The organism is Yersinia vastinensis, assembly GCF_044905075.1.
In the GTDB taxonomy this organism is placed as follows: Bacteria; Pseudomonadota; Gammaproteobacteria; order Enterobacterales; family Enterobacteriaceae; genus Yersinia; species Yersinia vastinensis.
On record NZ_CP173260.1, the window covers coordinates 1,660,147 to 1,683,895 of the forward strand.

Genomic DNA, 23,749 nt, shown 5'->3' on the forward strand with positions numbered 1-23,749 from the left:
TGCGCACGCGACAGAGGTAACATGACGACGCAATCTACGCCAACAGAAGTCTGGATAACAGCAATGGCGAGAGTTGCCAGCCGCTATGGCAAGCCCGCTGATGTTAACTTTCTTGCCCAGCAAATGCGCTGGTTTGAGCAATTAAGTGGCTTACGCCAACTGGAACGACTCAGTGGTCTGCTGGGGTTGCAGGTCAATGTGATGCCATTGAAAAAAGTACGCTGGCGCAACGAGTTGTTGCCAGTGTTGCTGGAGCTGGAACCGGGCAGCGTAGCTGTTTTAGAGCACATGGGCGATGACGATTTAGTGAGCTATTGGCTCAGTGAAGGGGGGGACGTGGTGCGGGAGGCGAGCTTGCAAGAATTGCTGGCACGCAGCCAAGGTCAGGTGGTGATGGTGGGAATGGCCAATCGGGGCCGTGATAAACGGATTGACGAATTTGTCGGGCCGTATCGTAAACACTGGTTTTGGCAAAATTTCCGTGGAGCGGGGCGTAAAATTGCCGAAATCTCTCTCGCGTCGGTACTGGGTAATGTGCTGGCGTTGGGCGGCATCCTGTTTTCAATGCAAGTCTACGATCGGGTGATTCCAGCTCAGTCATACGCCACGTTGTGGGTGCTGTTCTTTGGTGTGTTACTGGCGGCATTTATGGAATATGTCATTCGCCTAACCCGGACGCAGATCTCTGATTTAATGGGCAAAAAAATTGACCTCAATGTGTCGTCGATGCTGTTTGTCCGCGCTATGGCTATTAAAAATGAAGCACGGCCTAAATCGACGGGGTCGTTTATTTCCCAATTGCGCGAAATCGATCAAGTTCGAGAGTTGCTGACGTCCACGACAGTAGGGGCCGCGGCCGATATGCCTTTTGTGCTGCTGTTTCTGGCCATTATGGCGTTTATGGGAGGGCCATTGGTGGTCATTCCGCTGTTAGCAATCCCGTTGATTGTTATCCCCGGCTTATTAATTCAATTCCCACTGGCAAAGTTGGCGAAAGAAGGGATGCGTGAAGGGGCGTTACGCAATGCCATCTTGGTCGAAACCATTGAGGGGATTGAAGACATTAAAGCGTTACAGGCCGAGCCTTATTTCCAGCGCCAATGGGAGCAAACCCACGAGGTAAGTGCGGCGGTTGGGATGAAGCAGCGGCTGTGGGGGGCGCGCCTTACCGGCTGGGCCTCAACGGTTTCACAATTGACCTATGCCGGAATGTTGGTGTTTGGCACCTATTTGGTGCTGGCTGGAGAGATAACCACCGGTACGTTGGTCGCCAGCAGCTTGCTCTCCTCAAGAACCATTGCGCCGTTAATGCAATTGACGATGGTGTTCTCGCGTTGGCAACATGCGAAAAGTGCCATGACCGGCTTGAATGAATTACTCAAAAAACCGTTGGATCGCCCTGAAGAGGGTGAGCTGGCTCATTGCCCGATACTCAATGGTCACTATCAACTGCGGAATGTGCAGTACACCTATGATGAGGAAAAAGGGCAAAACGTGGTTGCCATTAGTTCACTGGAGATAAAGCCCGGTGAGAAAGTGGCGATCCTTGGCAAAGTAGGGGCCGGTAAATCCACTTTACTGAAGTTGCTAGCCGGCCAGGCTAGTGCGACCCAAGGCAAAGTGGTCATTGATGGTGTTGATATCAAACGCATTGAACCGGCGGATCTACGCCGCCAACTGGGTTTTTTATCGCAAGATTCCCGCCTGTTCTTTGGTTCATTACGACAAAACCTAATGCTGGGGCACCCTCATGCGACCGAACAGGAAATGATTCAAGCGCTGCGCATCAGTGGCGCAATCACTATGGTGCAGCAAGATGCGGCTTGCCTTGACCGGATTATTAATGAAGGTGGGAAGGGGTTATCGGGGGGGCAGCGGCAAATGGTATTACTGAGCCGCATGATTTTGCGTAATCCACAAGTAGTGTTGATGGATGAACCGACAGCATCAATGGATGAACAACTGGAAGATTATGTTATTCGCCAAATGCGCACTTGGTTAGATGGACGCATGTTGGTACTGGTGACTCATAGACCCGCATTACTAAAATTAGTGGACCGCATCATTGTCATGGACAACGGCCATGTCGTGGCTGATGGCCCACGAGACCATATCCTTAATGCGATGGCCAATAAATCTCAACAAGGTGCAGCCTAACAGGAGTTGGTCATGAGCAATTTAAGCCTACAACAAGAAAGGGCACAGCAGGAACGGCGCATGTCGGCCATTGTGTGGCTCATGTTGGTGGGGATGATAGTCATGTTTCTCTGGGCCTATTTCGCCATTCTGGATGAAGTTACGGTTGGCACCGGGAAAGTGACACCGTCGAGTCGTGCACAGCTAATAGAGAGTCTGGATGGCGGTATCATCAATGAGTTGCTGGTCCATGAAGGAGCTATCATCAATAAAGGGCAAATACTGGCCCGCCTCGATCCCACGCGTTTTCAATCTAATTATGGTGAGGCTGCCGCCAGAGTGCGGACGTTACGGGCCTCCGCTGAACGCTTACGGGCCGAACTTACTGGCGCGGCGCTGGTTTTCAGTGTCGATACCTTGAAAGAGCCGGAGTTGGTGGCGAGAGAGACTCAGTTTTACTTATCTCGGCGGCAAAACCTCAATGAGACGGTTAGCAATTTACAGCAGTCACTCAAGCTGGTGCAGCAGGAATTACGCATGACGGAACCTTTGGTGGCTAAAGGGGCAGCCAGTCAGGTCGAGGTGATTAGGCTACAGCGGCAAGTCAGTGATCTGCGAGGTAAAATTGACGAGGCTCGCAATCAGTATGCCGTCAGAGCTAGAGAGGAGCAGTTGAAAAACAATGCTGATTTGGATGCACAATTGCAGGTGGTCTCCGGCAAACAGGATCAGCTCACTCGAACGACACTGATCTCTCCTGTACGTGGGATCGTAAAAGATATTCAGGTTTCGACGGTCGGTGGGGTACTGCAACCCGGCGGTAAACTGATGGAAATCGTACCGATTGAAGAACAATTGTTGATCGAAACGCGTATTAACCCTCGTGATATTGCTTATATTCGGCCCGGGTTACCCGCTACAGTAAAAATCACGGCTTATGATTCATCAATCTACGGCAATCTGGAGGGCGTGGTAGAAACGGTTTCGCCGGATACCCTGCAAGATGAGGTCAAACGGGACCAGTTTTACTATCGTATCTACGTTCGTACTAATCGGGCTGAGTTGACCAATAAAGCTGGTAAATCGTTTCCTATATTACCGGGAATGGTTGCCAGCGTAGAAATTAAAACGGGTCAGAAAACAGTTTTAGATTACCTAATAAAACCGCTAAATAAAGTGAAGGAATCATTGCGGGAGCGCTAATATTACTGTTCATTATTTATCACTATGCGCCTTTTACTCTCAGGGCTGAAGAGTGTTTATTGGCGTAAAAAGATGAAGTTATGCAGTTAAATAATTGATTGATCATTAACCTATCAGGCTAATTATTAGTCTGTGATTATTGAGCTATTCGTGCTTAAATATAAATACGAAACTATATACGTAACCTATTATTTCATTTTGGAAATATACCAGCCACTATAAATATACTTTACTATATATATTGCAGGAAATAAAAAAGCCGGTCAATTGACCGGCCGTAACACTAACGAATTATCTGGCTGCGTAAGCCACAATGTAGGTAATAGTAAAATAATGATGATAGCGGATTTATTATAGCCTCTGTTTTTCGAATGTCACTTGTCAATTTGGTGCGGTTTGTATTTGTCTACATATCTTTGATTTTATTATAAAAATAATTATTTTTGATTATGCGTGCTCTATTTTTAAGTATTTTTTGTTTTTGTGAAAGTTCGCTCTCATTTACATTTTGAAATGCTTTTTGGTCATATGAAACATTATTCGAGACTTGGTAGCATTTTCTGTATAGATTAATCCTAATCTTATTACCACAATAGAATCACCCCATTGGGATTATATGCTCGCAAGAGCAGTGGCATAGTTAGATCTAATAATTAGAGGATAATAACGATGAAACTTCGAGTTCTTTCCCTGCTTGTTCCGGCCTTATTAGTCGCAGGTAGTGCAGGCGCGGCTGAAATTTACAACAAAGACGGTAATAAACTGGATCTGTACGGTAAAGTCGATGGTTTGCATTATTTTTCTGATGATAAGAGCAAGGATGGCGACCAGTCTTACATGCGTTTTGGTCTGAAAGGCGAAACTCAGATCAGCGACCAACTGACCGGTTACGGCCAGTGGGAATATCAGGCGAATCTAAACAAAGCAGAAAGCCAAGACCAAGATAACTTTACTCGTATTGGCTTCGCTGGTTTGAAATTCGCTGATTACGGTTCTTTTGATTATGGTCGTAACTATGGTGTGCTTTACGACGTAACTTCATGGACCGACGTACTGCCAGAGTTTGGTGGTGATACTTACGGTGCGGATAACTTCCTGTCACAGCGTGGTAATGGCATTGCGACTTACCGTAACAGCAACTTCTTTGGTCTGGTTGATGGTCTGAACTTCGCACTGCAATACCAAGGCAAGAACGGCAGCGGTACTGAAACCAACAATGGCCGTGATGTACAAGGCCAGAATGGTGACGGCTACGGTATGTCCGTATCTTACGACCTGGGCTGGGGTGTGAGTGCATCGGCTGCCATGGCAAGCTCTAAACGTACCGATGATCAAAATAACCTGGCATTTGGTCATGGCGATCGCGCTGATGCCTATACCGGTGGTCTGAAATATGATGCGAACAATGTTTATCTGGCGGCAACTTATGCCCAGACTTACAACTTGACTCGCTTCGGTAAGTTCAACAGCGATCCTACTGCAATTTCCGGTTTTGCTAACAAAGCGCAAAACATTGAATTAGTCGCTCAGTATCAGTTTGATTTCGGTCTGCGCCCATCTGTAGCTTACCTGCAATCTAAAGGTAAAGACTTGGGTAACGGCTATAGCGACCAGGATCTGGTGAAATATGTTGATGTCGGTGCAACTTACTTCTTCAACAAAAACATGTCCACCTATGTTGATTACAAAATCAACCTGCTGGACGAAAATGACTTCACCAAAAAAGCGGGTATCAACACTGATGATATCGTAGCGGTTGGTTTGGTTTACCAGTTCTAATCCTGCTAGCAGGATAGGTTCTGATAAAACGCGGTCATTTGGCCGCGTTTTTTTGTTTTTGTTAGTGCGTAAACCGAGTTGTCGCCTAAGCTAAAATAGGTGTGTTTTTGACCGGAGTGACTTTTTTTGACCAGTTTTGGCGTGAAGTTTAACCAAACGAATCGAATTTCAATTTTTTCTGAATGAAACACTAGACATATCATTACGCTATAGATGATAATGCCGCCCATTGGAAGGATGGCCGAGTGGTTTAAGGCAACGGTCTTGAAAACCGTCGACTGTAACAGGTCCTAGAGTTCGAATCTCTATCCTTCCGCCAAATTACGCCGGCATAGCTCAGTTGGTAGAGCAACTGACTTGTAATCAGTAGGTCCCGAGTTCGACTCTTGGTGCCGGCACCAATTAAAAGCCCGTTATCTGAATAAGATAACGGGCTTTTTGCTTTCTGACTGATGATGATCGGCGGCAGTTTTTAGCTCCGCCGCCGATGGTATTAGCCGTTCTTCGCTAGCTGAGCAACCAGTTGATTGACGCCATCGCTCATATTGGTGAACCTGGTCAATTGGGTGCGGGTGACCACCACAAAGACGCCAATATTCTTCTCAGGTATCATCGCCATGTAGGTAATAAATCCGCCACCCCCGCCGGTTTTTTGCATGATGCCAGGCAGCTCAGCATTGGGGGCCATGTAAACCCAGCCTAAACCTAACGCATCGGCCTGACCGGCAACATCCATCCCTTTCAATGAAACTAAGTCGCGGCGCTGGAAATACATGGCTTGTTCACGTTTAGCTGAATTCTTGCGTGCATTCTTATCTGAAGATAAAAATTGTTGCATCCACCGCTGCATATCTTCCGGTGTTGAGTAAACCCCACCGCTACCCGCTGCCGCAGTGGTGTTCTCACAGCGGCTGCTGCCAACACCGACCATCAGACGGCTGCATTGCTCCGCTGTTGGGGTGAGGGTGGTGTTACGCATTCCTAGTGGAGCGGTGATTTTATCGCGCAATAAGCTGGTATAAGGTTTTCCTGACGCCCGTGATAGCGCATCAGCCAGCAAATCGTAGGCTAAATTGGAGTAAGCCGCTTTGACTCCGGGCGGAACAGTCACCGTGGCCTGTTTCAGCCATTGCCAGCGGTTATCCTTAGTTGGCCAGGTAAACACCGGCCTTTTTTGCGGGCCACCCGGTTGCTCACGTGGCAGGCCGCTGGTGTGGCTGGCTAGATTCAGCAGGGTAATTGGCTGTTTCGTATTATAAGCCGGAACCTTGGCCCCACTCGGCGCATATTTTCGCAGCGGGTCGGTCAATTTTACTGTGCCATCTTCGGCCAGTTTAACCATCACCTCACTGGTCATTAGCTTAGTGATGGAGGCAATACGAATTAATGAGTCTGGTCGCGGGCGAAGATTGTTACCGGGTTTGGTTTCGCCAAAACTCCGGTTGACCACTTGGTTATTATCAATCACCACCAGTGCCATACCCATGGCTCCGCTGTTATAGAAAATATGTTCGGCGTATTGGTCAACAACTTGTGATGTCAAAAGTGCCGTATCGGCGTAGCTGTGCATAGGTATCGTCAATAGCGCGGCAGACAGCAGTGAAGCAGAGAGATGTTTCAGCAATCGTTTATCCATGTTCAAAAAACTAAATAAGTGGTCGTGGACTTATAGTAATCGGATATTTGTATAAAACATGCTGAAATTTTCAGGTAGACGAATAATTTACATTACAGGGGGAGGCATTACCCGGAGGGATAAAAAAACCGCATCAAGGAGGCCGATGCGGTTTGATATGATTACCAGAGTGAATTAACTCTCAGTCACTGGTTTAGGAACGACATTTGTGGACTCTTTCATACCAAGAGGGTTGTTGCCCCAGCATTGTTCATATTTCCAGCCAGTAAGTTCTTCCGCCACGGCGCGGGCATGAGCCGGGATATCTGCCATGGCACCGCCACCTTTAATTCGCTCAATTTCTTCCAGCAGGATTTTGTGATTCTTGCGGTCGAGTTTCATCTGTGTGGTGTAGTAAATTGCCACCAAGGCCAAGGCAATGACACCGATGGCGAACACACCGACAATCGCTTGTACCGCAACTTCTGGCTGGCTCGATTGCCCGGAAACAAAACCAAAGCGACTTAATGTCCACCCCATGGCGAAGACGATAACTGAACGCACCATTTTACCCGCGAAAGTCATGGCACCTGCGTAGATACCTTCACGGCGACGGCCTGTTAATACTTCATCTACATCAGCCAGGAAAGTGTAAACCGTCCATGGAATATAGTAGATACCGCCGGTACTTAGGCCAAAAACAGCGGTAATACAGAACAGCACAATCACGGTCGTAGTTTGAGACCAGCCGGTAAAATAGAGTGCGGCATAGGCGATAACACTGACAATAACCACTTGCAGCGCAATACGGAATGGGCGAGCAAAACCCATTTTGACGCAGATGCCAATAAAGACCGCGGTTGAAATCAACTGCATGATTGAGCTGAAGCTATTGAGTTGAGAAACCAGCGCCGCGTCTTGGCCCAAGCCAAAAATAATGAAGTAGGTAAATGCGGAAGCGAATAGCCATTCAGCGCCGAAACCAAACAGGTACATCCCCAGATGTTTACGGAAAATACGCAGATGGAAAGTCGATGCCATATCCACACACAGCTTTTTCAATGCTTGACCTAAGCTGCTGGTGGTCTCTCTAACCACTTCACTGGCAGGACGCTCCCAAGATGAACTATAAAGCCAGATCATCGCGCAGCACATAATGAGACCATAAGCGATACCGGTATAGAGGAATGGTGTTGCCGAATCTTTACCGTAAATAGCAATAAACTGGCCGGGAATAAAGGCGGCCAAAAAGTTTGCAACTTTGCCAAAAATAGCTTTGGAACCGGTTAGTTTTGAGCGTTTAGCAAAATCGGTTGTCATCTCGGTTGCCAATGTTTCATAAGGCACCATGATAGACGTGTAAATGAGTTCAAACAGCGCGTAGGTCAGCAGGTAATACCAGAAACCAAAGCCGCTCATCCATAGCATTGGATAAACCAAGACCAGGGGGATCCCTAGCAAAATAAAGAAGCGACGACGACCAAATATACGGCCAAGGCGTGTGTTGTAAAAGTTATCAGTGATATAACCCATGACCGGGTTACTGATGGCATCGAGAATACTGGCGATTGAAAAGATAGTGGCCGCTTCGACGACAGACAGTCCGCAAAAGGTGGTATAGAAATACATTAACCAGGCACCGCTAATTGCTAATGCCCCACTTCCCAATAAGTTGGCGCTCCCATACGCCAACGTATGTCTTGTTGTTATAGCTTTACTCATTTTTACCACCACCTCAAATTAAAACAATGTTTCATTAATAATGGATAAGCGTTTTCTTTATAAAGGTATGGTGTTCATAAAAATGAGTGGTCGATCACGAAAAAGGGTTTTGTGGCCTGAAAAAGCGCGTATTACAGTAAAAAATTGATATGAATCAAATTAGTGGATAGAGGAAATATTCGGCAAAAAAACAAAATATCCATAAGAATACGAATAAGCGATAATGCACGCTTACGGCAATCATCACCGTGACAAAGGTGGCAAGATTTTAATCAATAGTCTGAAATATCAGCAGTAGTGAAGGATGTAAGATGGCGAAGAAAAACCCGTATTATGATGCCAGTAAGCCACACCACACTGAGTTTGGATTTCAGAATCTGGAACCCGTCATCCACCATCCACAGGATTTAAAACGCTGGCGCGAAGAGCGTAAACGTCAGTCACTACCCAAACCCCCGCAACAAGGCTATGCGCAGTTTGTTGCTGACTGGTGGCAATCGGCAGATTTCAGCGGCCAGCAAGATGCCTTATGGTGGTTGGGTCATGCCTCTCTATTGTTACGTGTCGCGGGGAAAACGGTATTGTTTGACCCGGTACTGTCTTGTCGTGCTTCCCCTCTCAATTTTTACGGGCCTGCGCGCAGAACTCCGGCACCCGCCAGTGTGAAGGAATTACCGCATATTGATGTTGTCGTTATTTCCCACAACCATTACGACCATCTGGATGTCACGACGATTACCCAACTCATTCGTCGCTTCCCCGAGGTGATTTTTTTGGCACCACTCGGGCTAAAAAGTTGGTTCGTGCACCATGGAGCTAAACATGTCCATGAGTTAGATTGGTGGGATAAGCATCAGGCCGCTGAATTTGAGTTTCATTGTGTTCCTGCGCGCCATTGGAGCATGCGCACGCCGTGGGATCGGAATCAAAGTTTGTGGTCGGGTTGGGTCGTTAAGCGCGATGAGATTAACTTCTATTTCACCGGTGATACTGGTTATTGTCAGCAACTGCTAGCAATCGGTGAAAGGTTAGGGCCATTTAATTATGCGGCCCTCCCCATTGGCGCTTATGCTCCACGTTGGTTTATGAATGCACAGCATATGGATCCGCAGCAATCAGTACATTTATTTGCGCAATTACAGCAGCCGATAACAGTCCCAATTCATTGGGGGGTTTTTGAATTGGCTGATGAATCTCTGGATGAGCCGCCACAACAATTGAAAATGGCCTTAACTGAAGCAGGTATTCCACAAGATAATTTTGTACCCATTAAGATTGGTGCATGCATCGTGCTGGAATAGGGGAATTTCAGCGGGCTGATGATAGCCCGCTGAAACTACAGGTCTGATGGACTAGATTTTGAATTGGTTCACCGCCCCAGTTAAATCTGCCGCCTGGGCCTGTAGCGCTGCAGATGCTGCGGTTGATTCCTGTACCAGTGCGGCATTTTGTTGCACCATGGTATCCAATTGCGCGACCGCGCTATTGATCTCATGAATGCCACGCATTTGCTCATCAGCGGCATTAGTGATTTCTGACATAATGGTGGTGACGTCAGATACGCTACCGACAATTTCGGTCATGGTGTTGCTGGCCTGACGGACTTGACCAGAACCTGAAGCTACGCTGCTGACAGTTGATTCAATCAATGTTTTAATTTCTTTTGCTGCTTGCGCACTGCGTTGCGCCAGTGTGCGAACTTCCCCTGCCACGACGGCAAAACCTCTGCCTTGCTCACCTGCGCGTGCCGCTTCTACAGCGGCATTCAGCGCCAATATGTTGGTTTGGAATGCAATACCGTCAATGACACTGGTGATGTCGCCAATTTTGCCAGATGCGGCCTCAATCGATTCCATGGTTGTGATTACTTTCGCAATAACATCCCCTCCGCGAGAGGCATCATTTGCAGCAGAGAGCACTGCGGTATTGGCTTGCCTTGCCGCACTGGCTGACTGAGCCACAGTTGCCGAGATTTGTTCTAATGCGGCTGAGGTTTGTTGCAAACTGGCGGCCGCTGATTCTGTTCGACCTGACAAATCCTGATTACCTGCTGCTATTTCATTGGCTGCAATCCGTACCGACTCGCTAGTGTCACGAATTTGCGCCATAACCGCACTGAGTTTGTCGGCAAAGTTGTTGAATGAAAGGGCTATCTTGGCCACTTCATCACGGCCTTCTATTGGCAAACGCTGAGTTAAATCTTCGGTGCCGGAACTGATTGCATCCATGGCTTTGTGCACATGGGTCAGGGGAGCTAATGCACGCTGAGTAATCAGACCAATGATAACCGTCGCTATCAAAATAATAACAACTAAAGTGACCAAAGATGTTGTCAGCAATGAGCGCATGCCCGCCGTGGCTTGAGCTTTGTCCAATGCGACAACGGTAAACCACTGAGTACCTGGGACGGCTTGTGCCAGTAGCAACTTACTGCTGTCGCCAATATCGACAGTCATGGGCTTCGTTGCCGTCAACAGTGCGTTCAAGTCCAGTGAGGGGGCAATTTCACTTAAGGGTTTCAGGGTTAGTTGTGCATCTTGATGCGCGATGATTGTGCCATCGGCATCAATTAACATGCCGAAGCTATCATCAGTCGGGTGTATCGATTTTACATTAGCAATCACACTATCCATGGTGACATCGGCAGCCAATACCCCTTTAACATGTCCATCTTGATTAATCGGCAATGCAAAAGTGACCACCAGCTGGTTGGTTCCCGCATCGACATAAGGGGGAGTGACCACGGGTTTGCCTGCTTTCACTGCTTGTAAATACCAAGGTCGGCCAGTGGGGTCGTAATCTGCGGGAATACCATCAGGGTTAGAAAAGATAGCTGTCTTATTGGCGTAACCAATATAAACGTTAATGAAGTTACCGGCGGCGGCAACTTGGCGTAGTGCGGTCGTTGGGTCTGCTGCCAGTGCGCTGTCTTTCAGTGACACAATCATTTGGGTTTTAGATGCAACCCAATCTGCAATTCCTACACCATGACTCGCTGTTACCGCAGTGAGGGTATTATCAATGGCACGACTATTGTATTTGTTAGCAACTGAATAGTTAAAGTAAGTGTTAATGGCCAAAGAACCCGCCACGATGAAGATACAGGCAGCCAAGATACGTGAACGAATAGAATCAAGCATAGAGCGTCCTAAATAGAAGGGAAGGCATGATTCAAGTAACGGCGTGGTTTAGAAAAACTTGAGCTGAGTCACGGTTACAAAGTGTAATTTATGCACCATTGTTAATTATTTTTTATGTGATGGTGACAATATAGAAGGATTTTGTTGATGTTAATTTCTAATAAAAACATTAACTTGATCGTTTTTTGATCTTGAAGGTATTGCGTTGACACGGGGTAAAGTTGAAAAAAATAGGGAGATAAAAATAAAGATTAGCACCAATCCGTAAGCATAAAGGAGGCAGGATTGATGCTGAATATGTGTAGTTATACTCTTTCAGAAAGATTAAAACGTATACTGCAAACCGACACTAATACTTTGATTTTGATGAGATATTCCCGAACCTTCAGAGAATTTGGCTGAAGCACCCGTGGTGCGGTCAAGTATTTGTGTGCCCCCTTTCCCTTCGGAGTAGCGGTTCCAGGCGGCTTCAATCAATAATTTAGTGTTGTTAGTGATGTAATAACCAGCATTAATAACAATGCCGTAATAACGTGATTTTTTGCTGCTATCTTTGAATGAAAGATTGCGTAAGTAATGCTCATCATGACCTTGAGCATTAACCCATCGGCTATATTTCACTAAGGTATTAAATTCGTAATCCTGGTAGCGATAATGACTCGCTAACCCGACATAGGGCATATCAAATTTTTGTTTATAACCGAGACCTGCAACTTCATCAGGTTGCGGTTTTGTATAATTGCTGTGCCCACCATATGCTGTCCAACTATTATTATACCGCTGGTAACCATACATTAAGGAAATTCGGTAATTATGTTGCTGTAAAAACCAAAACTTAGCATTGACGTCCATTTCATTGGCATAATTTAAGTTGCTTTTTTCATGGTGGGACCAATGAGACCATTGGGTTTGTTTTGAATTAAGCCAATCATAATCATCCATCAACCCATGACTGGATGTTAATGTACTCCAGCCTCTAGCACTCAATGTCAATCGAGATAAAAAATCCCATGAGATCTCAGCTTTAATAATAGGTGTGTTTTTTGCCTTCCAATCTAGTTGGCTTAATTTACGACCATTACCTGGCACATTGTAAACAAATTCACGAGATTCTGAATTTAATAAACCTAGTGAGGTACTGACAATAACATTATTTGTGATATGACTTTGCTGGTTTGCGGCGGCAGTATGGCTCGCCAGCAGTAATGCTAATGTACAAACACTTTCTTTAGTGATTAGCGTGATTTTCATTATTAACCTTTACTCTGTTTACGTTTCTGTAAGGAAACCTAATATCGATAAAGTATTAATTTTTTAAAATAAAGATTAAAAGAAAATCAAAAAAATTAATTTATCACTAAATAATGTCTCTAGGATAATAAAGAATATCACTGAGTCAGTTTAACAGATTTTAATTTTCTCAGAATTCACTGACTAACCACTCATCTGCCTCATCAAACATTTCTTCAACTAAGCGGTTGAGTACTGATTTCTCTTGTTTACTCGCATCCGTGTTGATGCCGTTAGCCTGCATTGGTTTGACCCTAACGTCGGCATCTGGAAATACTTGATGCACTCGCTTGGTTAGTTCGGTCTTAATCATTTCATTCGCATTGGCAAGGCCAGCAACATTACGTTTGTCGTAGATTAGTTCAACTCGCATGGGTTCTTTCCTGAGTAAATAATACTGTTTTAATATACAGTATTTTAAGTGTGAGGCAATAGGATTTTAGTCATTTTAGCGAGAGAACAAGCTAACTTTCTGTTTAATGAGTGGTTTTTGTTATTGAAAAATAACCGCAGGTGATTTATTGGATAATAACTGGCGGTTATTTTTTTTGTGTGAATTTATCTGCTTGTTTATATAGATAATTTAAATTTTTTGCCGTGAGAGTGCGTTCTCAAAAATAGATGCTTTTGGCTAATCTATTTCCAACCAGCGGGCATCAACGACGACGCCAAGGATCTTACAGTTACCATTAAGTTCGATTAAACGGTAGGCTGGATTCAATGGTTTCAAGTACTTAACGCCAGCATCAACAATTAATTTCTTAAATGTGGCTTCGTTGTCATCTGTTAATTTGGCAACAACAAAATTACCCGGCATCGGTTCTTTTTCTGGGTCGATGAGGATAATCATGCCTTCTGGAAAGCTGATGCCCGACGGTGAGGTCATGGAATCGCCTTTGACACTCAACCAAAAGGCACTGTCATGCGCATTCTTGGTCGACTCTGGCCAAATTTCAATATCACGCAGGGTATAAGGCTCTATTGCTTCATACCAATTACCCGCGCTGATCCAACTGATCAGTGGGTAACTGTTGGCGACAGAGCCTACCGGTTTGTCATTTAGCCCACCGCGAGTCGGGATCGATAGGCTCTCGGCCATCTTTGCCAGCTCTTTTGCCAATGAGGGGCTAAAGCTACTGATAGGCTCATTCAGTACTTTCGCGAAAGCAGCAGCGTTGGTCACATTGAGCGGATTGATGCCGTTCAAGAATTGGTTGACGGCACTTTGCCCCACGCCCAATTCGTGCGCAACAGACTCTTGGGATATACCCAGTGCTTTTTTCTTGGCATTAAACAGCTCTTTCAGCCGTTTAGCGTCGTCTAACTGTTCTGGCGTCAGTGGCTTCTTTTTCATGAGTCAATTTTATTACCGTTAGCAATAATATCCAATCACCTGCGGTATTGACTATAAAATCACTTGCGGTAATAATCAATCAAAATATATAAGAGAAACGCATAGAATCGCATCGGTAACAGGCACTCTCTGCAGTGCTACAAGCCTACGCGATGTGAGTTGCTCTGGTTATCACAAGAAGACGGCGGCCTTATTTACCGGTGGTTTCCGTTGTTGAACAATTGATAGGTTGAGGTGTCACCGTGTGGCCCCGCCTTTGTGGAGTAGCTATATATGAGTTCAATCAACAGTCCGCAAGCCGGAAACACCAGCCAGAAGAACCAGGGCATAAGAGACATTCAATTAGTACTTGCCCGCTGGGGTGTGTGGGCAAGATGCAGCTCAGGGCTGGATTATTCCTCCATCGCTGCCGGTTTCAAAGGCCTGCTTCCTGATACTTCGAAAAGCAAAGCATCCTGTTGTGATGATGATGGTTTAGTGGTGGATGGTTGTGTTGCTAGGCTAAAACAATATCGGCCAGAAGAATATGAATTAATTATCCGTCATTATGTTCTTAATCAATCAAAACGGGCGATTGCACGCCAGCAAAAAAGAGATGAAAAGCTGGTAAGGATTAATATGCAAATGGCGGAGGGTTTTGTTGATGGTTGTCTGGCAATGTTGAATGTGAAATTAGAAATGGATCCGTTGATCGAAAACTTACATATTTATGAAAAAACATTAACGCGGTCCGCGAAAAGTGTATTAGTCTGAAATGAGTGGTTAGTCGGTTACGTAAGACTAATTATTTGAAATCCTGCTTTGGCAGGATTTTTTTGTTTTTGTATTTTCTATTTTTAATGAAAGAAAATAAAATTAAAAATAATTAAAAAAAGCTAACGCGGTCCCAAAAAGTATATTAGTCTGATACCACTGCTTGATTACATACTGATTAACTAACAGGAAATCCCCGCAATGTCGGGGCTTTCCTGTTTCTGTTGATTATATATGCCGGTGGGTCAGGGAGGGAGGTTATAAATGAATGAACAAAATCAACTACCCTATTGGTGGACAGGCGCACTGGCATTATTCTCGGCTCTGAGTTTACAGGATTACATCTTTATTCTCGGCACGGTAATTAGCGTCATATTCACCATCAAAACGTATTACGTCAATCTGCGTGAAAAGGACGCAATAATTAAAGAGGAACAGCGCAGAACTGAGATTTTACGTGATTTTCTGAAAAACAAAACAGCCGAGAATATTCCAGCCGCTATTGCAGTATGCAATGACGCATTAAATAAGATGGAGAGTTGAGATGACGCCAGCATTGCGTAACAAAATAGTTGGTGCGATCGCTGGCGGTGCAATTGCTATTGCGAGTGTTCTACTTGGTGGGCATGAGGGGGTCGAGGGCCGTCAATACCGTGCTTATTATGATGTTGCGGGGGTGTTGACGGTGTGCGATGGGCACACTGGCAAAGACATTATTCGCCATAAACAGTACAGCGACCAGGAATGTGATGCATTGCTGCAACAGGACTTACTGCCAGTAAAGCAGCGGGTAGATAGTGCAGTGCATGTCCCTTTGGGGGATTACACCCGTGCTGCACTCTATTCCTTTACCTACAACGTCGGCAGCACCGCATTTATCAATTCAACCTTATTAAAGAAATTGAATAGCGGAGATATTGCTGGCGCATGCGACGAATTACGGCGCTGGATCATGGCAGGGGGAAAACGTTGGCAGGGCTTGGTCAATCGCCGCGAGATTGAACGTGAACTCTGTTTGATGCCGCCGCAAATCACTAATAGCACGCAGGAGAGTAAATGAAGACGCGAATCGTCACGGCGGTAGCGCTGCTGTTATTGCTGCTCGGTCTGATGGCAAATGCTGTTCGCCTGAGTGCTAAACAGCGGCAAGTATATGCAGAGCTGCAAGCCCAGCAAGTAGTGAATCAAACGCTAGGGAACATCATCGATGCCTATCAGTTAAACGATGCGGCGAATCGAGCCGCTGTTGCCAGACAGTTGGAAAGTGAAAGGACGTTACGACATGAAACTGAAGATCGTCTCAAGCGTTTTGCGGCTGCGGCAGCAACTGATAGTTGCGCTGCTCACCGTATGCCTGAGTCTGGTATTAACATCTTGCGCGAATAAACCCGGCACAATTTTAGCCAAAACTCCGGTGCTACTACCACCAGAGTCGGCAATGACGGAATGTGAAATTCCCGAATTTACCGGTTCAACATGGGGGGACAGTGCGCTCTATGCTCTGGCCCTGAAACGGGAATTGCGCATCTGTAAAGGGCGGTTAGATGAAATTATCTCTTGGCGTGCAACCCTTCGCCCTTGAAGTCTTCGGTACGTTAGCGGCGAGAATTCACTTGAATGACTTCTTGCGCTGAGTGGTTTACAGCGGATCTGCGGCTCGAATGACGTTGGGTCTCGTTAACGTTTTATCCCCTACGGGCAACTATTTATCAGGAGAATAATCATGGCATGGATTGATATCGGAATATGTACTTTTTGTCAGGTGGAATCATGAATGCAACTCAAATCAGGCAACTGGCCGCCGCCGCGTTAGTGGGAAAAACGGATGCTGAAGGCAGAGTCTATTCAACTGACGCATGGCCAGTCACCACGTATCCGGCCATTTTGTTGCAAACGCCGATGGAAGTTAAAGAGTCCATTGGTCGGCATGCGCCGCAGTTTAAGACCATGACGACCTTGCGAATCAGTGGACATATCCAACTGAGCGAGGCGATAAATCGGGTCACTGAAGCAGCATCCGCGCTTGAACGTTTGTGTGAGCAAATTCAACGTGCGGTTATCAACAGTTATGAGCTGACTCGTCAGATTCAGCAATTCGCCAAGGTGCGCACCACCATGGGCATCGACACTAGCAGTGAGCAGCATTTTGCTGAAGTTAAAATGGAGTTGGATCTTGAATATTACCAAGGGCCGGAGGATTTCTTCCCGCTGGAAACTACCCCATTGGAGGGCATTGACGTCACTCTTTCTATGCCCGATGGCACCACAGATCCGCTGATCGCCATTACCTTCCCGGAGTAACTCTATGTTCGTAAAACCTACGGCTGGCCGCGCGGTGCGCGATCCGGTCAAGGGCACCTTTTTGCCTAAATTCGGTACTGAGGTTCCTGATAACGCATTTTGGCATCGTCGCATTCAAGACGGTGATGTGGTGCAGATAACCGCTAAATCAGTGGTGTCTGCATTTGAAGTATCAACAATGGAGAGTACAAAACTATGAGCATTCCTTTCACTAATATCCCAAGTAATCTGCGCACGCCGCTGTTTTTTGCAGAGTTTGATAACTCTCAAGCCAACACGGCGAGCACTACCCAGCGCACATTGATTATTGGACAAACATTATCGGAAAGCACTTTGCCCGCCAATGTTCCGGTACTGGTTTCATCCACAGCGACGGTTGCTGGTTTGGCGGGAGCCGGCTCGATGTTGCATGGGCAAATGGCGGCCTATCTGGCAAACGACACGGCGGGTGAAATCTATCTGCTTTCCCTGAGTGAAACTGATGCCATGGTGGCAGCCACCGGTAAAATCACTGTGACTACGCCCGCTTCGGCGACGGGAGTGATTTCGCTCTACATCGGCGGTATTCGGGTACAAACCACTGTCGTGGCGACGGATGATGTGGCCACGGTTGCTGCGGCACTGGCTGCGGCAATTGAGAGTCAGCCTGAATTGCCAGTGACGGTTGTTCATACCGAGGAGCAGGCATCTGAAGGGGGCGTTATCGTCTTAGCGGCAAAGAACAAAGGTGCGCATGGCAATAACATTGACTTGCGTCTGAACTATCTTGGCAGCGCTGGTGGGGAAGCAACACCAGAGAGTTTGATGCTAACGATGACCCCAATGGCCGGTGGCGCAGGGGCGCCAGAGCTGGCGAGTGGTTTGGCGAATTTACAGGATCGCACCTTTGATTTCATCATCAACCCCTACACCGATACAGCGTCATTGGATGCTATTCAATCTTTCCTTTCCGATAGCACGGGGCGCTGGAGCTATAGCCAACAACTGTATGGGCACAGTTTCGCCGCGCAATCTGGCACCTATGGTCAACTGACGGCTGCCGGAGAACTACGTAATGATCAGCATGCTTCACTGTTGGGTGTTCATCACTCACCGACACCGGCCTACATTTGGTCGGCGGCTTATGTGGGCGCTATTGCACAAAGTCTGCGCAATGATCCAGGTCGCCCACTGCAAACACTGGCTATCAGCGGCGTCTTGGCGCCACCATTGTCCAGCCGTTTCACGCTGACGGAACGTAATAACTTACTGCACAGCGGTATTTCCACGGTGACAGTGGCGGATGACGGCAAGGTTCAAGTGGAAAATATCATCACGACTTATCAGACCAATAAATACGGTACTGAAGATGATAGTTACCTGCAAATCGAAACTTTGTTCTTACTGATGTTTGTCACCCGTTATCTGCGCACGCAAGTAACCTCTAAGTTTGCTCGCATGAAGTTGGCCGCCGATGGCACCCGTTTTGCTCCGGGTTCGGCCATTATTGCTCCGAATGTGATCCGCGCTGAACTGATTGCCCAGTATCAAACATTGGAATTTAACGGCTACGTGCAGGATGCCAAAGGTTTCGCTCGTGGGTTGATTGTTGAGAAAAACGCCAGTAATCCGAATCGAGTTGATGTGCTGTGGACTGGGGTGCTGATTAACCAACTGCGTATTTTTGCAGTACTTAATCAATTCCGCCTGCAAGCGGCTGTTTAACTCTCAACATTTTAACAATAAATAAGGAAATAAATTATGAGCGATTCTTCAAACCGTCTGGCGGGTACTGCCTATGTCACTGTTGATGGCATTACGATTATGGTAGCTGGTCAGTTCAAATACAGCCCATCAAAAGTGAAACGCGAAACCGTGATGGGGATGGATGGCATTCATGGCTATAAAGAAACCGTGGTTGCACCGTCAATTTCTTGCACTATCCGCGACAGCGGCGGTGTTTCCATCAGTGACTTCAATGACCAAACTAATGTCAATATCGTGTGTGAATTAGCTAATGGCAAAACCATTATCGGCAGTGGTATGTGGTCGGTTAGTACTTTGGTGGTGGATAGCACCGAAGGTACAGTTGATGTCAGTTGGGAAGGCGGTTCGGTGACGGAGAACTAAGATGGCTGAATTGGATCGCAGTAAAACCATTTCGCTAGTGAAACCCATCTCGCACGAGGCCACTAAGACCACCTATGAGGTGGTCGAACTCAGCGAGCCGACGTTATTGCAAGTGCAGCAATTTTACGATGAGCAAACCAAAACCGGCTCGCTCAGTGGTATGGGATTGTTGATTGCATTGGTGTCTGGGGTGCCGCGTGAAGCTATCAAAAAGATGGCTTTTACCGACTACAAAGCTTGCGAGGTCTACATGATGGGTTTTTTAGCCTACTCCCCAATGGGGGACGATGGCGCGAAATAATCGCTGACGTCACTTACTACTATAGCTGGGGGCCGGGCGATGCCTGGTCCCTGACCTACAGTAAATTAATGTGGTGGTGTCAGCAGGCCGAGCGGATTAATAAAATTAAGGCTGGCAAAAATGGCTGATAAAAACAGTATTGATGGGATTCCACCTTTGGACGATATCGCTGGGGGTAAAATACCGGCGTATAAAAAAATTCCGGGGGCCATGGTTAAGGCTTATAAGCTTGCTAATGGTGTACATACAGCCTATACCATTAGTTCTGAATTATTAGGCTTAATAAATAAAGGTGCAAGTAATGCACTCATTGTTAACAATGCAGCTCAAGGTGTTGGAGTGCCTGTTGAACAGTTCGGTGATGTTACTGGTGCCATGAGAATTCGTGGTGTTGATAATATTGAGGCCATCAAATCCACACAGAAACTATATAAAAGGCTCAATGATATAGCTTGGGGCCATAATAAGCCGGCATCTGAATTATTCACTAAGCATAAAATCGATATTATCCTCAATGATAATGGCACCGTTGATGCTCCTAAAACGATGACAAATTATGCTACTGCTTATGCACCATTGTCACCAAGAGATAAGAGCGAATTAGATAATGTCATTGAGTTCGACAGTAATGAAATGCTATTGCCACGTGAAGGCACTGATCTTAACTCTTTATTTACTCGAGTTAAAACTTTCGGACTTGATGTCGATCCTGAATATAACAAAAAAGCAGTCACTTTGGAGCATGAAAAAACCACACTAAAAGCGGCTAAAGAGGGATGGTTGCAGCAGTTTAATAACAATGTAACTAGCCCATTTTTATTTGATGATATTCTTGCAAATATAACAGGCCGGTTTGCTGATTTAATCGCTTATGACTTTGATGAAAGCTCATTTATTACAAACTGGATGAATATAGATGGCTATAATTTATTAAAGAAACAACAAGCACAGAGTGATCCTGATTTTCTAGATAAACTTAATACGTATGAGCTTTTCATGCTTAACTTTCCTGGAATATCAGGCAGTGTTAAGAAAAAAATGCATGAACACGAAGCTTTAAAGAAAAATACGCAAAGAATAGGCTCGCCAGTAGCTGATAGTACTATTAGTCAAACTCCTTATCCACAGGCTAATCTTAATCAGCAAGTAGAACGATTTAATCAGAGTATTGATGATATTTGGATGAGTGATAACAGCCAAGTTAGTGATTCTGATATACGTGATACTTATTCGATAGAGCCAGCTACATCACCCAACGACAATATCGTCAGTCATGTTACCAATATATCGCCTATTTATTCTGAGGCGACGGGGGGCTTTAATGCTGATGTGATTGCCGATGTTATTGCGACTGCTATGCAGAATAACCGAGTGGAGATCGAACTGACACTTATTGATAGCCGGACGGGTGAAACGTCAGAGATTCAGGCGCAGGGAGGCGGGCGGATTAGCTACGCCATGGTCATGCCAATGTAATTACGCGAGTCATTTCCCTTCCTTTCTGTCATCACCCGCTTCGGCGGGTTTTTGCTTTTCTATCGTAAGAATCCTAAACAGGAGAACGCAATGTCACTTATCGGCGATACCTTATCCACGCTACTCGGTGGCGGTGATGACAACTGGCAATGGTCGGATCATCTACATCAAGCCTCGTTTCGCGGTGTACCTTTTGTCATCAATAAAAGTGTTGATACTTTTGGCCGGCGTCAGGCGGTGCACAGTTACCCTTATCGTGATACCAGCTATATCGAAGATCTCGGCCGTAGCGCTCGGAGCATTGTGCTAACGGGATTTCTGGTGCAAAACAGCCAGATTTATACCGCGCCAGATGTGATGACTCAGCGTGATTCATTGATTGCTGCATGTGAAATGCAAGGGCCGGGGACGTTAGTACACCCAACTCTCGGCGAAATGGCCGTCAGTGTGAGTGAATTGCAGATTGATGAGAATACCGCCGCTGGGCGGATATTTTCATTCACTATAAAGGCGCATGAATCCGGCTTACGCGCTTTCGCCATCACTGGTGCGGCAGAGATGGGGGCATCAATCCAATCTTCCTGGCTGGGTTTGAGTGCCAAAGCGGTTGCCGGTTTTATTGCCACAGTAAAGGGTGAGATGCGCTCTGCGACTCAGGCGATAAAAACGCTGAAAAATACGGCGGCATTTTGGGGGAGGATGGTAACAAGCACCGCCAATGAGGCCAGCAATTTGGGAAATGCGTTACGCTCAACCTTCGGTAGCAAGCGGTATGGCCGCTATCACCACGGCACCGTGGGGGGCAGCAGTTCAGGGGCGACACAAACTGTCAATTTGACAAGTGATACTGCGGACCTCGCACTCTTGGTATCGCAGCGGCTGGCATTAGCGGTTGAAGGGCAGTCGGCAGTTAATTTTGCAGTAAATGACTTGCTTGATGCCAATAGCATTGATGCCCATGCCAGTAAGCTGTTGGCGCTGGTGAATGCATTGCAAAACAGCGGTGTCAGTATCTTAGATGTGATTCGCATGATGGAAATATTGGCAACAATGCAAGACGACACCTTTCGTGCCAATGAAAGTGAGGCGGCAGTTGCCGATGCCAGTCATCAATTAATGGCGACATTGTGTGCTGGGGGGATGGTTTATGCTGCAGCGCAATATCAGCCGGAAAGCTATGACGATGCGGTGACCATTTTAGGACGGGTGTGTGAAGTCATTGATAACCGAGCGCTGGCTGCTGCCGATAGTGGAAATGATGATGTATACCGTTCACTGATGTTGATGCGGGAATCCATTGTGTTGCGTTTGCAACAAGCAGGAGCGAATTTATCGCGGGTTGGCGATGTAAGTTTTACTCGTGCGCTGCCTGCTTTGATGCTGGCAAATCGGTTGTATCAAGATGCTTCTCGCGCAGAGGCGTTAGTGAAAATGGCCAATCCTATTCATCCGGCATTTATGCCCATTAGATTTAAGGCATTGAACCTATGAATGATGAATGGGTAAACGATGACTTAACACTAGAAGTGGGCGGCAGGGCAATCACCGGCTGGAGTAAAATTCAGGTCACCAGAGGCATTGAAACGTTACCCAGTAGTTTTGAACTGTCATTGATGGATCGCTATCCCGGCAGTGAAGGACTGCAATGGATAAACCCCGGAGATCCCTGTGTGGTCAAACTGGGCAACGATGCCGTCTTGACCGGCTATATCGACAGCTGGGATAGCACCATCACGGCCACCAGTCGTGAGGTTACTGCGAAGGGGCGGAGCAAGTGTCAGGATTTGGTCGATTGCTCTGCGCAATGGCCCAACAGCGTAATCAGTCAGTCCACGGTATTGCAAATTGCACAAAAATTGGCCGATCCTTATGGCATTAAGGTGACCTCTGACGTTACCGATTTGGTGGTAGTGCCGAAATTCACCCTTAACTGGGGAGAAACCGCGCAGGCGGTCATTGAGCATGCAACCCGCTGGGCAGCACTGCTCTATTACGACCAACCAGATGGCAATTTATACCTCACTCGTGTCGGTACATGTAAAGCGGCTAGTGGCGTAGAACAGGGAGTCAATATTCTGAGTGCAAACCTGCATACGGATATTAATCAACGTTTTATTGACTACACCGGTGTAACCCTGTCGAGCAATACTGTCGCCCGCCGTTCTGCTTCGGGCGGCAATAACACCTCGGCTTTGGTGAAAAAGCAGGATACACAACTGGCTGAACAGTTTCCCACCCGTTATCGAAACAAAATAGTTATCGTCGAAAGCACCATGGACTCACCCGATTTGGTGAGAAATAGCCTCGATTGGAGCATCAACCGCAATAATGGCCGCTCTAAAGCCCTTAAGGTGCAAGTTGATAGCTGGCGCGATCGCGAGCACCGACTCTGGGAGACCAACTCACTGATTCCTATCTCCATTCCAGCTTTGGGGCTAAAAGATGAGTTATGGCTGTTGTCGGAGGTGATTTATCTAAAAGACGCTAAGGGCACAGTGGCAACTATGACGCTGATGCCCCCAGAGGCTTTTGCTCTTCAGCCCTACAAAATCAAATGAAACAGGGGGTTA

At 46.5% G+C, this 23,749-nt stretch carries 23 protein-coding genes and 2 tRNA genes; 19 read left to right on the top strand and 6 right to left on the bottom strand.

Features of this window, described 5'->3' with window-relative positions:
* Window positions 1-21: 21 nt before the first annotated feature.
* From ACIOG0_RS07725 to ACIOG0_RS07745, 5 genes are all read left to right on the top strand, one after another.
* On the top strand, window positions 22-2,157 hold the full coding sequence (locus tag ACIOG0_RS07725; RefSeq protein ID WP_072086440.1) for a type I secretion system permease/ATPase: 2,136 nt from the start codon (window positions 22-24) through the stop codon (window positions 2,155-2,157).
* Window positions 2,158-2,169: 12 nt separating this feature from the next.
* The gene (locus ACIOG0_RS07730; protein ID WP_050140418.1) at window positions 2,170-3,339 is read left to right on the top strand and encodes an HlyD family efflux transporter periplasmic adaptor subunit; all 1,170 of its coding nucleotides are present in this window, start codon (window positions 2,170-2,172) and stop codon (window positions 3,337-3,339) included.
* Between the two features lie 669 nt (window positions 3,340-4,008).
* Window positions 4,009-5,118, top strand: coding sequence for a porin OmpC (locus ACIOG0_RS07735; protein ID WP_050096945.1), 1,110 nt, complete (start codon window positions 4,009-4,011; stop codon window positions 5,116-5,118).
* A 231-nt stretch (window positions 5,119-5,349) separates the two neighbouring features.
* A tRNA-Ser gene (locus tag ACIOG0_RS07740) sits at window positions 5,350-5,437 on the top strand.
* A 6-nt stretch (window positions 5,438-5,443) separates the two neighbouring features.
* A tRNA-Thr gene (locus ACIOG0_RS07745) sits at window positions 5,444-5,519 on the top strand.
* 92 nt (window positions 5,520-5,611) lie between these two features.
* Here ACIOG0_RS07745 and ampH read toward each other — a convergent pair.
* A complete protein-coding gene (ampH, locus tag ACIOG0_RS07750; RefSeq protein WP_050295301.1) occupies window positions 5,612-6,754 on the bottom strand; it encodes a D-alanyl-D-alanine-carboxypeptidase/endopeptidase AmpH in 1,143 nt (380 codons plus the stop codon).
* Window positions 6,755-6,928: 174 nt separating this feature from the next.
* Window positions 6,929-8,455, bottom strand: coding sequence for an MFS transporter (locus ACIOG0_RS07755; protein ID WP_050096948.1), 1,527 nt, complete (start codon window positions 8,453-8,455; stop codon window positions 6,929-6,931).
* Between the two features lie 311 nt (window positions 8,456-8,766).
* Between ACIOG0_RS07755 and ACIOG0_RS07760 the strand changes: the two genes are divergently transcribed.
* Window positions 8,767-9,756: an MBL fold metallo-hydrolase gene (locus ACIOG0_RS07760; protein WP_164908306.1), complete on the top strand. Its 990-nt coding sequence runs from the start codon at window positions 8,767-8,769 to the stop codon at window positions 9,754-9,756.
* 51 nt (window positions 9,757-9,807) lie between these two features.
* Here ACIOG0_RS07760 and ACIOG0_RS07765 read toward each other — a convergent pair whose 3' ends face one another.
* The 4 genes from ACIOG0_RS07765 to ACIOG0_RS07780 all read right to left on the bottom strand — a co-directional run bounded on the left by ACIOG0_RS07765 (window position 9,808) and on the right by ACIOG0_RS07780 (window position 14,239).
* Window positions 9,808-11,595: a methyl-accepting chemotaxis protein gene (locus ACIOG0_RS07765; RefSeq protein WP_128450901.1), complete on the bottom strand. Its 1,788-nt coding sequence runs from the start codon at window positions 11,593-11,595 to the stop codon at window positions 9,808-9,810.
* Between the two features lie 324 nt (window positions 11,596-11,919).
* Entirely contained in the window at window positions 11,920-12,846 is a 927-nt protein-coding gene (locus ACIOG0_RS07770) for an omptin family outer membrane protease (protein WP_050096951.1), read from the bottom strand.
* 169 nt (window positions 12,847-13,015) lie between these two features.
* Window positions 13,016-13,258, bottom strand: coding sequence for a DinI-like family protein (locus ACIOG0_RS07775; protein WP_050096952.1), 243 nt, complete (start codon window positions 13,256-13,258; stop codon window positions 13,016-13,018).
* 258 nt (window positions 13,259-13,516) lie between these two features.
* Entirely contained in the window at window positions 13,517-14,239 is a 723-nt protein-coding gene (locus ACIOG0_RS07780; protein WP_050096953.1) for a LexA family transcriptional regulator, read from the bottom strand.
* A gap of 327 nt (window positions 14,240-14,566) precedes the next feature.
* Here ACIOG0_RS07780 and ACIOG0_RS07785 point away from each other — a divergent pair, with 327 nt between their 5' ends.
* The 13 genes from ACIOG0_RS07785 to ACIOG0_RS07845 all read left to right on the top strand — a co-directional run bounded on the left by ACIOG0_RS07785 (window position 14,567) and on the right by ACIOG0_RS07845 (window position 23,737).
* Window positions 14,567-14,992 (top strand): antiterminator Q family protein, encoded by a 426-nt coding sequence (locus ACIOG0_RS07785; protein ID WP_260653986.1) that lies wholly within the window; start codon window positions 14,567-14,569, stop codon window positions 14,990-14,992.
* 264 nt (window positions 14,993-15,256) lie between these two features.
* Window positions 15,257-15,535 carry a hypothetical protein gene (locus ACIOG0_RS07790; RefSeq protein ID WP_128450900.1) on the top strand — a complete coding sequence of 93 codons (279 nt, stop codon included), beginning with the start codon at window positions 15,257-15,259 and terminating at the stop codon, window positions 15,533-15,535.
* Window position 15,536: 1 nt separating this feature from the next.
* The gene (locus ACIOG0_RS07795) at window positions 15,537-16,052 is read left to right on the top strand and encodes a lysozyme (protein WP_050140426.1); all 516 of its coding nucleotides are present in this window, start codon (window positions 15,537-15,539) and stop codon (window positions 16,050-16,052) included.
* Window positions 16,049-16,378 carry a DUF2570 domain-containing protein gene (locus tag ACIOG0_RS07800; RefSeq protein ID WP_128450899.1) on the top strand — a complete coding sequence of 110 codons (330 nt, stop codon included), beginning with the start codon at window positions 16,049-16,051 and terminating at the stop codon, window positions 16,376-16,378. Before ACIOG0_RS07795 ends, ACIOG0_RS07800 begins: the two co-directional genes overlap by 4 nt.
* 52 nt (window positions 16,379-16,430) lie before the next feature.
* Window positions 16,431-16,574 carry a hypothetical protein gene (locus ACIOG0_RS07805; protein ID WP_164908305.1) on the top strand — a complete coding sequence of 48 codons (144 nt, stop codon included), beginning with the start codon at window positions 16,431-16,433 and terminating at the stop codon, window positions 16,572-16,574.
* Window positions 16,575-16,762: 188 nt separating this feature from the next.
* Window positions 16,763-17,293, top strand: coding sequence for a hypothetical protein (locus ACIOG0_RS07810; protein WP_050096958.1), 531 nt, complete (start codon window positions 16,763-16,765; stop codon window positions 17,291-17,293).
* Between the two features lie 4 nt (window positions 17,294-17,297).
* The gene (locus tag ACIOG0_RS07815; protein WP_050140427.1) at window positions 17,298-17,492 is read left to right on the top strand and encodes a DUF2635 domain-containing protein; all 195 of its coding nucleotides are present in this window, start codon (window positions 17,298-17,300) and stop codon (window positions 17,490-17,492) included.
* Window positions 17,489-18,997: a phage tail sheath subtilisin-like domain-containing protein gene (locus tag ACIOG0_RS07820; protein WP_128450897.1), complete on the top strand. Its 1,509-nt coding sequence runs from the start codon at window positions 17,489-17,491 to the stop codon at window positions 18,995-18,997. Before ACIOG0_RS07815 ends, ACIOG0_RS07820 begins: the two co-directional genes overlap by 4 nt.
* 36 nt (window positions 18,998-19,033) lie before the next feature.
* The gene (locus ACIOG0_RS07825; protein WP_004708659.1) at window positions 19,034-19,402 is read left to right on the top strand and encodes a phage tail tube protein; all 369 of its coding nucleotides are present in this window, start codon (window positions 19,034-19,036) and stop codon (window positions 19,400-19,402) included.
* Between the two features lies 1 nt (window position 19,403).
* Window positions 19,404-19,703: a phage tail assembly protein gene (locus tag ACIOG0_RS07830; protein ID WP_050096961.1), complete on the top strand. Its 300-nt coding sequence runs from the start codon at window positions 19,404-19,406 to the stop codon at window positions 19,701-19,703.
* A 120-nt stretch (window positions 19,704-19,823) separates the two neighbouring features.
* Window positions 19,824-21,179, top strand: coding sequence for a hypothetical protein (locus ACIOG0_RS07835; protein ID WP_128450896.1), 1,356 nt, complete (start codon window positions 19,824-19,826; stop codon window positions 21,177-21,179).
* A gap of 90 nt (window positions 21,180-21,269) precedes the next feature.
* Window positions 21,270-22,670: a DNA circularization protein gene (locus tag ACIOG0_RS07840; protein WP_128450895.1), complete on the top strand. Its 1,401-nt coding sequence runs from the start codon at window positions 21,270-21,272 to the stop codon at window positions 22,668-22,670.
* Window positions 22,667-23,737 carry a phage baseplate assembly protein gene (locus tag ACIOG0_RS07845; RefSeq protein WP_050096964.1) on the top strand — a complete coding sequence of 357 codons (1,071 nt, stop codon included), beginning with the start codon at window positions 22,667-22,669 and terminating at the stop codon, window positions 23,735-23,737. The genes ACIOG0_RS07840 and ACIOG0_RS07845 overlap by 4 nt, the downstream gene beginning before the upstream one ends.
* Window positions 23,738-23,749: the final 12 nt, after the last annotated feature.